The sequence below is a fragment of the Bartonella sp. AP20NXHL genome, assembly GCF_042196165.1.
In the GTDB taxonomy this organism is placed as follows: domain Bacteria; phylum Pseudomonadota; class Alphaproteobacteria; order Rhizobiales; family Rhizobiaceae; genus Bartonella.
On the sequence record NZ_JBHIPV010000004.1, the window covers coordinates 107,935 to 122,085 of the forward strand.

Annotated in this window: 11 protein-coding genes; 10 read left to right on the top strand and 1 reads right to left on the bottom strand. The window is 40.1% G+C overall.

Going from position 1 to position 14,151, the window contains the following annotated elements; all coding sequences use genetic code 11:
* The first annotated feature begins 1,719 nt into the window (after positions 1-1,719).
* From ruvC to tolB, 8 genes are all read left to right on the top strand, one after another.
* Positions 1,720-2,235 (top strand): crossover junction endodeoxyribonuclease RuvC, encoded by a 516-nt coding sequence (gene ruvC / locus ACFILL_RS03645; protein ID WP_375637576.1) that lies wholly within the window; start codon positions 1,720-1,722, stop codon positions 2,233-2,235.
* A 13-nt stretch (positions 2,236-2,248) separates the two neighbouring features.
* A complete protein-coding gene (gene ruvA / locus ACFILL_RS03650) occupies positions 2,249-2,863 on the top strand; it encodes a Holliday junction branch migration protein RuvA (RefSeq protein ID WP_375626548.1) in 615 nt (204 codons plus the stop codon).
* Positions 2,864-2,876: 13 nt separating this feature from the next.
* Positions 2,877-3,971, top strand: a complete 1,095-nt coding sequence (gene ruvB, locus ACFILL_RS03655; protein WP_273790466.1) for a Holliday junction branch migration DNA helicase RuvB — start codon at positions 2,877-2,879, stop codon at positions 3,969-3,971.
* A gap of 224 nt (positions 3,972-4,195) precedes the next feature.
* Positions 4,196-4,636 (top strand): tol-pal system-associated acyl-CoA thioesterase, encoded by a 441-nt coding sequence (ybgC, locus tag ACFILL_RS03660; RefSeq protein WP_273790465.1) that lies wholly within the window; start codon positions 4,196-4,198, stop codon positions 4,634-4,636.
* A gap of 1,699 nt (positions 4,637-6,335) precedes the next feature.
* Positions 6,336-7,049 carry a protein TolQ gene (gene tolQ / locus ACFILL_RS03665; protein ID WP_273790464.1) on the top strand — a complete coding sequence of 238 codons (714 nt, stop codon included), beginning with the start codon at positions 6,336-6,338 and terminating at the stop codon, positions 7,047-7,049.
* A 14-nt stretch (positions 7,050-7,063) separates the two neighbouring features.
* On the top strand, positions 7,064-7,516 hold the full coding sequence (gene tolR, locus ACFILL_RS03670; RefSeq protein ID WP_375643262.1) for a protein TolR: 453 nt from the start codon (positions 7,064-7,066) through the stop codon (positions 7,514-7,516).
* A gap of 108 nt (positions 7,517-7,624) precedes the next feature.
* The gene (locus ACFILL_RS03675; RefSeq protein WP_375643263.1) at positions 7,625-9,139 is read left to right on the top strand and encodes a cell envelope biogenesis protein TolA; all 1,515 of its coding nucleotides are present in this window, start codon (positions 7,625-7,627) and stop codon (positions 9,137-9,139) included.
* A 38-nt stretch (positions 9,140-9,177) separates the two neighbouring features.
* Positions 9,178-10,503: a Tol-Pal system beta propeller repeat protein TolB gene (gene tolB, locus ACFILL_RS03680; RefSeq protein ID WP_375643264.1), complete on the top strand. Its 1,326-nt coding sequence runs from the start codon at positions 9,178-9,180 to the stop codon at positions 10,501-10,503.
* Positions 10,504-11,594: 1,091 nt separating this feature from the next.
* Here tolB and ACFILL_RS03685 read toward each other — a convergent pair.
* Complete coding sequence (locus tag ACFILL_RS03685) at positions 11,595-12,341, bottom strand: YebC/PmpR family DNA-binding transcriptional regulator (RefSeq protein WP_254492472.1); 747 nt, start codon at positions 12,339-12,341, stop codon at positions 11,595-11,597.
* 368 nt (positions 12,342-12,709) lie between these two features.
* On the opposite strand from ACFILL_RS03685, the gene ACFILL_RS03690 reads away from it, so the two are divergent.
* Together ACFILL_RS03690 and pal are read left to right on the top strand one after the other, a co-directional pair.
* Complete coding sequence (locus tag ACFILL_RS03690; protein WP_273790461.1) at positions 12,710-13,411, top strand: DUF1013 domain-containing protein; 702 nt, start codon at positions 12,710-12,712, stop codon at positions 13,409-13,411.
* Between the two features lie 204 nt (positions 13,412-13,615).
* Positions 13,616-14,137, top strand: coding sequence for a peptidoglycan-associated lipoprotein Pal (gene pal / locus ACFILL_RS03695; RefSeq protein ID WP_273790460.1), 522 nt, complete (start codon positions 13,616-13,618; stop codon positions 14,135-14,137).
* Positions 14,138-14,151 lie beyond the last annotated feature (14 nt).

Genomic DNA, 14,151 nt, shown 5'->3' on the forward strand with positions numbered 1-14,151 from the left:
GAGATGCTGCTATAGTTTAAGCACTTTGGTCAATAAGCGGCGGCTTTATCTTGAACGATGATAATCTAGTGGGAAAACAAATCGAATTGCTCAAAACAGCCTTTGGGCGTTCTTAGAGGTACTCCCTTGCTTTGTGCGAAGGGGAAATGTCATCAGAACAAATAAAAAGAAATTGTAAAAGTGTCACTTCATACACTGAGCATTGGAACTTGAAACCCCTCATTGGCATGAATTGCCAGAAGTTTTTCGCCAATTTGTTTCTCATTCATTGCGTTTAGAAGCGTGCATTTTTTTCATTTAGAGATGCTGCTATAGTTTAAGCACTTTGGTCAATAAGCGGCGGCTTTATCTTGAACGATGATAATCTAGTGGGAAAATAAATCGAATTACTGAAAACAGCTTTTGGGCGTGCTGAGAAGAATAGCTCCTTGCTTCTTTCTTGCGATATTTAGAGCAGTATACCCATTTTTTTTTACAACCGAAATTTCACAACTAAAACTAATCTAGAGTGCTTTTTTCTGCCTAATTTCTATTTGAGCGTAGGAAATATCTTGAGCTTATAGCTGAAGGGTATAGGTATTGATTGTAAATTATGGCATGGGATGGAGTATGGTTGGTTTTGTGGGAAATCGGCTTTGGTTGATTGCAGCTGGAACACTTTCTGTTGATCTATCGTGTGATTTTGTTTTGGTTATGATAATGATCTGGCTCTAAGATAGAGTAGGGGCTTGTACATCAATTTATTTATGCTCTATAATTTATGCCTATAAAGTTGCTGTAAAGCGTGTGTTAATGAGGATGATACACATTGTTACAGTTTTTGGGCTTCTTTTGTTTTGAATGGAAGGTATTTTCCCTCGCGTAAAATAAAATATCCAAAATAAAATGCCATATAGTGCCATATAATGAATGTCCCATGGGTTCCTTGTGCCCCTATGCATGTTCCTCTCTATGAAATGTCCCTCTCTACGCAATGTCATTGTGGTGTGATGAGTATATTCAAAAATATCTCTTAGTTCTTATTCATATCCGTTGAGCCTCTCTCATCTTTATGCTTGCAAAGGAGAAAGCCGGCACTATCATCATCTTTGCCAGTCCCCAATGTTGCGGCAGCCTTTGGAACTTGAGACAATTCATTAGAAGCATTATTTTTAGTCCTTTCTTGTACAGTTTCACTCTATACGGCAATCCCACGTTTCATATGTAAGAGAATGGTTTTGATTGCTTCAATATAAACAGATTTGTAATGAGAAAATCTTAGGATATTCGGGATTCTTATGCAACATACAAAATAATTAATTATCTTTATAAATCAACGTGTTGTCGTGTTATGGTAGCGTCATGCTATAATGTAAAAAGTTTTCGCAAAGTGTGTAGCATCTGTTTCATAGCCTCTTTACACTTATGAATGTGCAATCCAGCACTGATCTATTTTCTCGCTTGCGATGTTTAACCGTTATGGCATTGGATATGATATAGAAAGGGAATTTTTATGCTTTAGAGGGTGCTTGATAAGGTGCTTGCTTGTGATGTGTGAATGGTTTTGATTGATTTCAGTTATGCTTCATAAAGATGCTGTTCGTTGCGTGTTATAATTGTATAAATTTGGGGGGATGATTATCTTTTTACTGGTTTTGTCTTGGGTTGCTGTTTTCTTTGTGGTCTTGTCTTTATTCACATCTTTATTCACAGGGGGGAAAAGTGTATAGACTGTAGTTTATGGCAGAGACGATTCGTATTATAGGCATTGATCCCGGATTACGGCGTACAGGGTGGGGCGTTATCGATGTTGCGGGTAATCGTCTTCAGTTTATTGCAGCAGGGACGGTTTCTTCTGATGTAAAGTGTGAGCTGGCTTCCAGACTATGTCAGATCCACAAAGGTCTTTCAGAGGTTGTGCATCAATTTATGCCCCATGAAGCTGCTGTAGAACATGTGTTTGTCAATAAAGATGCTACAGCAACTTTAAAACTTGGGCAAGCACGTGCAATTGCACTGCTGGTTCCTGCGCAAGCAAATCTTCCTGTTTTTGAATATGCGCCCAACAAAGTGAAAAAATCGGTTATTGGTGTTGGACATGGGGCTAAAGAACAAATCCATATGATGGTCAAAGTTCTCCTCCCACGGGCTGAATTTGATAGCAGTGATGCGGCTGATGCTCTTGCTCTTGCTCTTTGTCATAGTATGCACCGTAACAGTATTGACCGATCTTATCAGGCAAGGATAGCGATATGAGTGGGGTGGCAACATGATTGGCAAATTAAAGGGCACTCTTGAACATATCTTTGATGATCATATCCTTCTTGATGTGCACGGTGTGGGTTATGTTGTTTTTGTGTCAAATCGGCTGCGTCCTTCTTTACCCTCTGTTGGGGAGGCGTTAAGCCTTTTTATTGAAACGCATGTTCGGGAAGACGCAATCCGCCTTTTTGGTTTTGCTACAAGAGCTGAACAGGAGTGGTTTTGTCTTCTACAAAATGTTCCTGGAGTAGGGGCAAAGGTTGCTTTGGCAATCTTGGGTACTTTATCGCCAGATGAACTTGCACAGGCTATTGCTTTAAACGATGTTGCGATGATTAGTCGAGCGCCGGGCGTTGGTAAAAAAGTCAGTGAAAGAATTGTGGGTGAGTTGAAAAGTAAAACACTCCCCTTTGAACAAGCGCTCAAGACTGTTTCGGTTCCTCAGCGTGAGATGACCAATCAACCTGCGCATGATGCGCTTTCCGCGTTGATGAAGCTAGGGTTTGAACGGGAGCATGCATCCCGTGCTCTTGCTCTTGCGATGAACGCTCTTGAGGGGGAAACTGTTTCTTCTGCCCTGCTGATCCGCCATAGTCTCAAATTGCTTTCTTCTCCTACTTAAAATCAAGGTAACAATGCATAAAGATGAAGATAAACGCCTTCTGGGTTCCGCCTCCCTTCCTAACGATCCAGATCGTTCCTTAAGACCACAAGTTCTCGATGACTTTATTGGTCAAGAAGCGGCACGGGCTAATTTAAAAATATTTATTGAAGCAGCAAAAACGCGGCAAGAAGCGCTGGATCACGTTTTGTTTGTAGGGCCACCGGGGTTGGGAAAAACAACGCTTTCACAGATTATGGCAAAAGAATTAGGCGTTAATTTTCGCTCTACTTCAGGGCCGGTCATCGCTAAAGCAGGAGATTTAGCCGCTCTCTTGACCAATCTTGAAGAACGTGATGTCTTGTTTATTGATGAAATTCATCGCTTAAATCCGGCGATTGAGGAAATTCTTTATCCAGCCATGGAAGATTATCAACTGGATTTGATCATTGGGGAGGGGCCGGCCGCACGCTCGGTGAAAATTGATCTGGCTAAATTTACTTTGGTAGCGGCAACCACACGTTTGGGGCTTTTGACCACACCGCTGAGAGACCGTTTTGGCATCCCAATTCGTCTCAATTTTTATACGATAGAAGAATTGGAATATATTGTGCAGCGTAATGCGCGGCTTTTTGCCGTCAAGATTAGTGATGATGGTGCCCATGAAATTGCACGCCGAGCACGGGGGACCCCTCGTATTGCCGGACGGCTTTTACGGCGCGTTTGTGATTTTGCTTTGGTTAAACAGGCAAAACAAATTGACCAAAAAATCGCCGATGAAGCGCTTTCGCGCCTTGAGGTCGATCATCTTGGTCTTGATCCGCTTGACCGTCGCTACTTGCTTCTGATTGCGGAAACTTTTTTAGGGGGACCGGTGGGGATTGAAACGATTGCTGCTGCTTTATCAGAACCACGCGATGCCATTGAAGATATTGTTGAACCGTATTTGCTCCAACAAGGTTTTATTCAAAGAACTGCTCGTGGACGCATTCTAACTGAAAAGGCTTGGAGCCATTTAGGGCTTTCTGCTCCAGCCTCTACAACGTCTATACAAAGGCGTTCTCAACTTTCTGATGCTCAAGACAATTCATTACTTCAGACGTCTTTATGGGATGGGGAAGATGACTAAGGCATTTCTTCATTAAAAGAAACTATTTGAACATTTTATAGCAAGGTCATAAAATACAAGAGACGTGCTTCCTTTAACATATTCTGGTCGAAAAAGTTTGGCACTATTGAGGGTTTTTTGCTTTTGCTTTCCACAACTTCAACACAAAAATGTGTTCAATCTTTTGATTGATAAACAATTTGCTATATTAGCTATATTAGATGATTTTATGGGGCATGAAGTCGATGACAGAAATAACACCTTTTAAGAGCAATCATACAAACGCTTTTCATAATTTTCAGGTCCGCGTTTATGTTGCTGATACAGATTTTTCCGGTGTGGTTTATCATGCGCGTTATCTTGAGTTTTTTGAACGAGGACGTTCAGAGTTTTTACGAGATGCCGGTTTTAATAATAAGATGTTAGCAGCAGGGGTTGAGGGAGAAAAACTGTTTTTTGTTGTTCGTCATATGGAAATTAATTTTTCAAGACCAGCTAAAATTGATAATCTTTTAGTCGTTAAAACACGTGTTACTCATATCCAAGGGGCACGCTTTTTTATGGAGCAATCTATTTTGCATGAGATGACCACGTTGGTAACAGCCAAAGTTGAAATTGCTCTGATTAATGAGGAGGCAAAACCGCGACGTTTACCCAAAGAACTTTTTGCAAAAATTCTTGGTTAAAAGTATTATTCATTGAACCAGCAGCTTTAGGAGAGATCGGCAGATATAAAGTAATCTACAATCTAAAACTATACATTTATCATAGCCTAAATGTTTTCCAACAAGGTTACACGATACAGCAAAAGAAAACAGCTCTGCTACAACACTACAATAAATTGAAGATGATATTTCACAAAATTAAACACGCCTCATCCATGTTATGATTCAAAAACAATGTCGCCTCATCCATTTTCTGCTATAAACTCAAGATATTTTCTTTCTTTTGAAGAAAGGTTTGTTGGCATCGGAAAACAGCGAAAAGTACAAAAAAAATAAATAAAAAATGGATTAAGATTTGTTTTTATAAAAATGCACATACCCAGCGCAATATTGCAATAAAGTGATAATAAGCCATTAGGTCGAAAATTGTCTCAAAACACCCAAAGGGTGTTTTTAAGCAATTTGATTTGTTTTTTTACTGGATTGTCATTTGGCATCACAAGAGCGCGTGTTTCATCCATTTCTATCTATAATGCATCACTTTATGTGCGCTTCTAAGCGTAGTAAATGAGTGAGAGATCAATGTATATAAAGCAGAAATGCATTCTTGATTTAAAGTTTCAAAAGCATATTATTCTATATAATATATTGACTGAGAAAGATAAATTATCACTTCTCACGGGTACAAACCCTAATAGAGGAATAAAATACTTTCATTTCAAATCTGTTCATGTTGAAACAATTAAAATCATTTGCTTACACATCATAAGAGAGCAATATAAATCATTGAAAAAATTGTAAAAATGTTCCTTATGTATCATTTTCAATGCAATAGCGATCAAATATCGCAAGTGAGCGAAGAAGCTGGTTTTCATGAAGTAAAGACGTGAAAAGGCTTTTTTCATATCACAGAAGCTTTTACGTTATACCATAGTGCCAGAGAGATGATAGGCATTGAAAGAGGCAAATTCACAACACAATGAGATTACATGAGACTTACACTAGATTATATAGGACTTGTAGGGGTGCGTGGGGGAGGCGCATTGTTGTGAGGTGTGGTAGGGTGGTTTAGTGTCGTTTTTTTGCCTGATGGTGTGATCTTATTAAAGAATGAGAGAAACAATAGCCTGAGGCAAAGCATAATTTTTCATGATGATAACATATTTATTTATAATGATAATTCATTGCGTTGCAATTTTTAGATAATTCTGAAACTTGTAAGATTTTTTCTTTTCAAGCTCTATTGCTGCGAATTAATTAAAAACATTTTCTTACATGTCACAAGCGGGGTTGATGAGTGGGTACAAAAACACTTAAGAAAGGAATAAAATGCTTCTTATGAATCTTTTCAAGTGCTAAGACTTATTGCAGCATTTTAAGCTTAAAACGCGTATGATGGTTTAGCGTTCTTTATCATAAGCGTAAAGATGGTGGTGCATAATAGATTTTATATTATGCATTTTTATATCTTTTATTTTTATAGTATTTATGGAGAAGTTCTTATCGTTATATTTTTCATAAATGCTGTTGTGAAATGAGGAGGGGCCTGCATTGAGGGATGTCTCTCGTCATCACTTTTTAAGGAAATTTAAGAAACAAGTCTTGTTTTAGCGCATGGATTTATGTGAGACTAGAGTTTTTACTTAAATTTAGAAACTATAAAATAATCTGTTTTATAAAACTTTTAAAAATACACCTTTCATTTAGAGGGACAAAAATTATGCCGCATGGTGAACTAACAAATCCGGAAACAATTGGAATGTTGCATTTGTTTATGCAAGCGAGTTGGATCGTGAAAGGTGTTATGATTGGGTTGCTGCTCGCTTCCATCTGGAGTTGGGCAATTATTTTTGATAAAATTTTTACGTATCGGAGAATACGGCGTGAAATAAAGCAGTTTGAACGTACATTTTGGTCCGGCAAAGCGCTAGAAGATCTTTATGCATCATGCAAAAGTCAACGTACAAATAGTATATCCGCAGTTTTTATAGCAGCAATGGTTGAATGGAAAAAATCTCTTGAAAAAGGGACCCATACATCGAAAAGTTTGCAGAGCAGAATTGATAAGGCTATGGATTTGACGCTGGGACGTGAAAGTGAAAAAATAGAATCAAAATTAAGTTTTCTTGCGACACTGGGGTCTGCTGGACCTTTTATCGGACTTTTTGGAACAGTTATTGGTATTATGGAGTCTTTTCTTTCTATTTCAGCTTCTCAAAATACATCACTTGCCATTGTCGCGCCGGGGATTGCAGAAGCGCTTTTGGCAACCGCTATTGGTTTGTTTGCAGCAATTCCAGCCGTTATTGCTTATAACAAGTTGACTCATGAAAGTGCGCGCATCATTGCACAAATAGAAAATTTTGCCGATGAATTTTCAACAATTGTATCGCGGCGTATTGATGAAACACGCACAGCACCTTCCTCTTTATAAAAAGGAGCTTATCCATGGGCGTTTCTGTTGCTTCTTCTTCTCGCAAAAATACACGTAGGCGGCATCATTCACGAAGCCAACTGATGAGTGAGATCAATGTCACTCCTTTTGTGGATGTCATGCTGGTCTTGTTGATTATTTTTATGGTCTCTGCTCCCCTTTTAGTGAACGGTGTTCCTCTAGATTTGCCTCGTAGTCAAGCGGGTCCCGTACGAGCTCAAAAAACACCCCTTACGGTTTCACTTGACGCGCAAGGGCGCTTTGCCATTAATCAAGATTATTATGAAACGTCACAGGCCCTGATTGCACACCTTAAAACTCTTCTGGAAGCAGATGCTACACAAAAAGATCAACGGGTTTTTGTGCGGGTTGCTAAAACTGTTGAATATCAGCAGGTATTAAAACTGCTGGCGGATATTCAAAAATCGGGGTTTTCTCAAGTTGCGTTAGCAAGTCTAGCACAATAAATAATAAGTAATAAAATTGCGCATAACCGGTTGTTTTTAATTTTTTTTTAAAAAGAGCATAGAGTGATTAAAAATGAAAAAATGTAAGGCATAAATAAGGCATAAAGAATGAACAAAGACTCCTATCATAGTATGAAACGAGGCTTGGCTTTATCCCTTGTGGTCCATGTCATTTTTCTCAGTTGGGGAGCCATTCAGTTTACAAGCTCTGTCTCTTTACCACAACCATTGGAAGCAATTCCCATTACTCTTGCTCCTTTAGTGGACGAGTTTTCTTCTCAACAAGGAGCCGTGAAGGCTCCTATCCGTGCTGTCCCTGCCGTCAAACCAACTATGCAGCCACAAGAGAAAGAAGATGCACGCCATATTGGAGAGGGACAAATAGATAGTCTTGCACCATTTCAACCAAAGGAAAAGCCGCGTCCTGTTGAAACAGCATCGCCACCATCAAGCGAGAACACATCAGAAACATTTGCACCAGAACTTACAAAACCAGAATTATTAGAAGCAAAAACAGAGGATGCGCCCAAGGTTGCACCTGAGATGCCTTTGGAGGCACCGGAGGATGCGCCCAAGGTTGCACCTGAGATGCCTTTGGAGGCACCGGAGGATGCGCCCAAGGTTGCGCCTGAGATGCCTTTGGAGGCACCGGAGGATGCGCCCAAGGTTGCACCTGAGATGCCTTTGGAGGCACCAGAGGATGCACCCAAGGCTGCACCTGAGATGCCTTTGGAGGCACCGCCGGAGGATGCGCCCAAGGTTGCACCTGAGATGCCTTTGGAGGCACCAGAGGATGCGCCCAAGGTTGCGCCTGAGATGCCTTTGGAGGCACCAGAGGATGCGCCCAAGGTTGCACCTGAGATGCCTTTGGAGGCACCACCGGAGGATGCGTCCAAGGTTGCGCCTGAGATGCCTTTGAGAGTGCCGGAAGATGCCTCTAAGGTTGCGCTCAAGCCTGCGCACAAAAATGAAGAGATGATATTGCCAAAAGAATTGGCTCCAACGGTCCCAAAAGTACCAGCAGAGCAGATTGTTCATCAAGCGCCCAAAATTGTACTTCCAGAAAAATCTCTTCTTCCACAGTTTAAACCAAAGTTTGACGAAAAATCTCCAAGGAAGAATGAGGCTGCATTGAATCAAAATACGCCAAAGCTTAACAAGAAAAACCAAGAGAAACAGACCATTGAAGATATTTTAGCTCTGGAGGAAAATAATTTGCTTAATCGTGCGCGGTCACAAGGAGGGGGGGCAAAACGTTCTCATACACCAGAAGCTTTGGGTGCAAGAAAAAATATTAATGATACCACAAAAATGGCACAAACATTGGTCAATATTGCGGGGGGATGTATTCAACAGAAGCTTAAACTTGTGGCGCTTGGCGGCGATTTAAAAAACCGTCCGGTTGTGCGGTTGCGATTTTACTTAGACCGTGAAGGGATGGTTGTGGGTGATCCTATCATTGATCCCGTAAGCGGCCTTGAGAGTCAACAAGCTATTATGATAAGGCAGGTGTACGCTGCTGTCTTTTCATGCCAACCTTATGCAGATCTCCCACGTGATCAATATGATCTATGGGGGCAAGGTTTTGACTTTAATGTTGATCCCCTCCAAGAAATAAGATGATAAACGAGAAAAAAGCGCTTAACGAAAGGACACATTCCATGATGACTATAACGAGACATAAAGTTTTTGCTTGGTTTATTGTCACTTGTGGGTTGTGGCTTTCAAGTAATTCATCGGGTTATGCGCAATTGAAAGGAACTATTTCGAGCGCTGATTTTAATCCCATTCCCATTGCAATTACAGACTTTATTTCCAATGATTCGATTGGGTTGAAAATATCTGCTGTGGTGACAGCCGATCTTGAACGGTCGGGGCTTTTTTTACCGCTTGATAAAGCAAATTTTTTTGAAAACATTTCTAATCCTAATAAACAACCGCATTTTGCTTCTTGGCAGAAAATAAAAGCGCAAGGTTTAGTTACTGGGCAAGTCATGAGAGAAATCGATGGACGTTTGAGGGTCGATTTTCGTTTATGGGATGTTTTTGGACAAAGACAATTGAAAGGACGGCGTTTTTATACCGCGACAGAACGTTGGCGGCGTGTGGCACATATGATCGCAGATGAGATCTATAGTGAGATGACAGGAGAAAGTGGTTATTTTGATACACGAATTGTTTTTATCGATGAAACAGGACCCCAAAATGCACGCATTAAACGCTTAGCAATGATGGATCAAGATGGCGCAAATTTGATTTATATGTCTGATGGAAGTGAATTGGTGCTTACACCGCGTTTTTCCCCAACAAGACAAGAAATGACCTATATGGCTTATGAGGACAATCAAGTACCTCATGTTTATCTCCAACAAATTGAAATGGGGCAAAGAGAGTTGATCGGAACGTTTAATAACATGACAATTGCTCCACGTTTTTCTTCTGATGGACAAAAAGTTATCATGAGTTTGTTACAAAATGATGGGAGTGCCAATCTTTACACCATGGATTTACGAACCCGTACGATGACGCGACTTACAACAACTTCTGCTATTGATACTTCTGCTTCTTATTCACCGGATGGAAAACAAATCGTCTTTTCTTCAGATCGTAGTGGAAAGCCGCAAATCTATAAAATGAATGCGGATGGGAGTGATATTCAGCGTATTTCTTCAAACGATGGGAGTTATTCAACACCTATTTGGTCTCCACGGGGTGACTATATCGCCTTTACAAAACAATTAAACGGACAATTTTCTATCGGTGTTATGCGCCCTGATGGACAAGGAGAACGAATTTTAACCACGGGGTTTCACAATGAAGGACCAACTTGGGCCCCTAATGGTCGTGTGCTGATGTTCTTTCGCAAAAATCCCGGTATGGGACCAAAAATTTATACGATTGATATTACGGGTCGCAATGAACGTCAATTACCCACCCCCAATGATGCTTCAGATCCAGCATGGTCGCCTTTGCTCAATATACAATAAAACAAAATGCTTAAAAATAGAATATAGAAGGAATATAGTCTATACAGTCTCAAGTTTAAACAATCTCAATAGTTTTTAAATTATTTAAAAGAAGGAATTGATTATAGTGTGCATGGGGAGTTATGTAGGTTTCATCTATCATCTACGGTTGTTGATCGATAATGGAATTTCCTTGGGGGAAAATGCTTAAAAAAATTCAAAACAATACCTTGAAAAAATAGAGTCGAAAATTTTGAGATCTCTAGATTTCAATTTTTTATTCAAAGTGTCGCTATATATATTTTTTTAAACTTCCTCTTCGATTTTGTTTGTGAAGAGTCCTCTTGTCAGGGGGGGCTGTTGCTCTTTGATGTGTTTTATTCAAGTACGCGGTTGTTTTAGGTCTGAATATTGATTGATTGGTAAGAGCAAAAGGACAGATTTTTAAGATAAATGACGTTATTTTAGAAATATACGATGCCATAAAGTTAATGCCATAAAGTCAAAAATTTATCCGCAACAGATTAGAGAGATGTACCGCCTTTTTGTACAATACTTTGCTAAACAATCAGCTCTGGCTTTCTATTTGCTTATTTTTATTCTGTGATGTTGTAAAAACACTGTCCTTTGAAGTGTGGTGATATAGGGCGTATAAATAGGACGTATAAACCTCCTTGATATATTCTAAGTGTTTTTAAGTGCGTGGCGAATATTTAGGGGAGTGCATGTTTGTTGAGCCTTAAGTTTCAAGTGAATTCCATGGGTGATTCGTCATAGGAATACGTTAGGAAAATCCCAATTGTTTAGAGGCTAGATCATTTTCATCACTTGAGAGCGGAGAGGAGGTTCATCTTAAAGAACAAAAAGATCAAATGAGAGAGGGGATATAGGGATAATTTTTGGGGCATGTAAGAAAGGCGTGAGGCTACAGAGTTTTGTATGCTTTCTTTTTTTGGTTATGTTTTCTGAAATTAATTGCGGTTTTCTTGTTGCACTGACAGCCTTTCCCCGCTATTGACGCGGGGCTTTTATATGTGCGGATAAAGAGGAGAGGTGACAGATGCTTTTGAAGCCCTCATGAATGAAGAGAGGGCTTATGCAAATGATGGGAATTATACAGACAATTTTGCCAAAATCTCATCACTGACATCAAAATTGGCATAAACATTTTGCACATCATCATCTTCTTCTAATGTTGAAATCAGCCGTAAAACGGACAAAGCTTTTTCTTCATCTATTGGTGCAAGGGTGGTGGCTTTCCAAATCGTTTTAATCGATTCTGCTTCACCAAGTTTTGCTTCAAGTGTTTTGGAAACTTCACCAATATCTTCAAAGGCGCAGGTAATATGATGTCCGGTTTCTTCTGATTGCACATCTTCGGCACCGGCTTCAATTGCTGCATCCATGATGTTATCGGCTGTCCCTGCTTCTGGCTTATAGATTATTTCACCAATCCGATTAAACATGAAACTGACCGATCCTGTTTCCCCTAAGGCTCCTCCTGATTTTGTGAAGGCGGCGCGCACATTTGAAGCGGTGCGGTTGCGGTTATCGGTTAAAGCTTCAACAATGACGGCAACGCCACCTGGTCCATAACCCTCATAGCGTACTTCATCATAATTTTCGACATCGGCGCCTGACGCTTTTTTAATCGCGCGTTCAATATTATCTTTCGGCATCGATTGTGCTTTGGCATTTTGAACAGCCAGCCTTAAACGTGGATTCATGGCTGGATCAGGAGCACCTTGTTTTGCTGCTACGGTAATTTCGCGTGCAAGCTTAGAAAATATTTTCGAGCGCATTGCATCTTGACGCCCTTTACGGTGCATAATATTTTTAAATTGTGAATGGCCTGCCATAGTTTTCCTTCCTATTTGAGGGCTTTCTTTCCAGTTGGATACTTCTTAGAATTTAAGGCGATAAAGCATGCATCCCACCAGAATAAATGTGCCACAGCATGAGGTGAAATAATCGAATAAACCCTTTATAAGAAAATTCATCTTAAAGGTAAAGACACCTTAGTTGAGGATCATTACAAGAGAGATCTCTTGTCGTTGAGCAAAAATAACGCTATAACAGAATGTAATCTCATAGCAAAATGGTTTATTCCATGCCGCGCTTTGTTTTAGGAGTGGTTGGAGAGACCTAAACATATAAAAAAGTTCCAGTGCTCTTGAGTGGGCGGTAACCTGCCTCATAGAAGAGGCGCAGAAGAGGATTTATAAAAATGGCAACGCAACTTTTGATGCCCAAAGCAACAGCTGTTTGGTTGGTTGATAATACAGCTCTTTCTTTTGATCAGATTGCAGAATTTTGTAAATTGCATGTCTTGGAAGTAAAAGCTATTGCCGATGGTGATGCGGCTTATGGTATTAAAGGTTTAGATCCGATTAGTTCTGGGCAATTGACGCGCAGTGAAATTGCACGGGTGGAGGCTGATCAAAACGCACGATTGAAAATTTCTCAATCTAGGGTGCATATTCCTGAAAAAAAACGTAAAGGGGCGCGCTATATCCCTCTTTCTCGACGCCAAGATCGTCCCAATGGTATCCTATGGTTGGTGACGAACCATCCCGAGTTGAAAGATGCACAAATTGCACGGTTGATTGGGACAACAAAAGCGACAATTGAACAAATCCGCCTTAGAACCCATTGGAATAGTGCGAATTTGGTTCCTCTTGATCCTGTAGGACTTGGTTTGTGTTCGCAAATCGATTTAGATTTTGAGCTCCAGCGTGCGGCGAAAAATCGCCCTGTTGCTGCAGAAGAAGATAGGTCGTTGCTTCCCGCTTCTGTGACGGAAAACGCTGCTCTAGAGGAAAATGAGAGTGAAGACAATCTGCATAAGACTTTTGACGCTGATAAAGTTTTTGCAAAGCTGAACGCGCTGCAAAAAAATCGTCAAGATCAAGATCAAGATGATGCATAAAAAGCCATGACGCATAAGGGAAACATTTCTTATGGAAATGTTAGAGGAATGGCCAAAGAGAAGAAAAATTGGCAGAGACTTAAAAGTAAAAATGAGGACGAAAAAAAACAGAAAAAATTTCGTCTTCATTAGGAATTAACGGTTATTCTTAAAAATATTTTTAAGAATTGACCCTTCTTTACCAAATTCAAGGAGAAACGGACTATGCGCTCTACCAAAAAAACTATCTCTCATTCCTTAGCTATCCTCTTTCTTTTCTCACTATGCTTGGGTGGGTGTGGCAAAAAAAATGTTGGTGCACTTAACGGTATGAATGGCGCTTATATGAATGATGCTGGTTTGAATCAGATGTCACCAGGTTCAGGACAAGAATTTACGGTTAATGTGGGTGATCGCGTGTTTTTTGGTCTCGATTCTTCTTCACTTGATGCTGATGCTGAACGTATTTTAACGCGCCAAGCAGAATGGTTGCTTCATTATCCTTATTATTCTATTATGATCGAAGGTCATGCTGATGAGAGGGGAACACGTGAATATAACTTGGCACTTGGACAGCGCCGTGCTGTTGCTGTGCGAAACTATTTGGTGTCTCTAGGTGTGTCTGCACAACGGATTCAAACAATTTCTTACGGAAAAGAAAGACCTGTAGCAGTATGTGATGATATTTCCTGTTGGAATCAAAATCGACGTGCTGTGACAACGTTGAATGACATGAATAGTCATTAAAAAGAAGATTGTTT

Excerpts from the sequence above, each read along its gene's own strand:
- pal (WP_273790460.1), top strand. The coding sequence starts at position 13,616 with ATGCGCTCTACCAAAAAAACTATCTCTCATTCCTTAGCTATCCTCTTT.
- ACFILL_RS03685 (WP_254492472.1), bottom strand. The coding sequence starts at position 12,341 with ATGGCAGGCCATTCACAATTTAAAAATATTATGCACCGTAAAGGGCGT.
- tolQ (WP_273790464.1), top strand. The coding sequence starts at position 6,336 with ATGCCGCATGGTGAACTAACAAATCCGGAAACAATTGGAATGTTGCAT.
- ybgC (WP_273790465.1), top strand. The coding sequence starts at position 4,196 with ATGACAGAAATAACACCTTTTAAGAGCAATCATACAAACGCTTTTCAT.
- ACFILL_RS03675 (WP_375643263.1), top strand. The coding sequence starts at position 7,625 with ATGAACAAAGACTCCTATCATAGTATGAAACGAGGCTTGGCTTTATCC.
- ruvB (WP_273790466.1), top strand. The coding sequence starts at position 2,877 with ATGCATAAAGATGAAGATAAACGCCTTCTGGGTTCCGCCTCCCTTCCT.
- ruvC (WP_375637576.1), top strand. The coding sequence starts at position 1,720 with ATGGCAGAGACGATTCGTATTATAGGCATTGATCCCGGATTACGGCGT.
- ruvA (WP_375626548.1), top strand. The coding sequence starts at position 2,249 with ATGATTGGCAAATTAAAGGGCACTCTTGAACATATCTTTGATGATCAT.
- ACFILL_RS03690 (WP_273790461.1), top strand. The coding sequence starts at position 12,710 with ATGGCAACGCAACTTTTGATGCCCAAAGCAACAGCTGTTTGGTTGGTT.
- tolR (WP_375643262.1), top strand. The coding sequence starts at position 7,064 with ATGGGCGTTTCTGTTGCTTCTTCTTCTCGCAAAAATACACGTAGGCGG.
- tolB (WP_375643264.1), top strand. The coding sequence starts at position 9,178 with ATGATGACTATAACGAGACATAAAGTTTTTGCTTGGTTTATTGTCACT.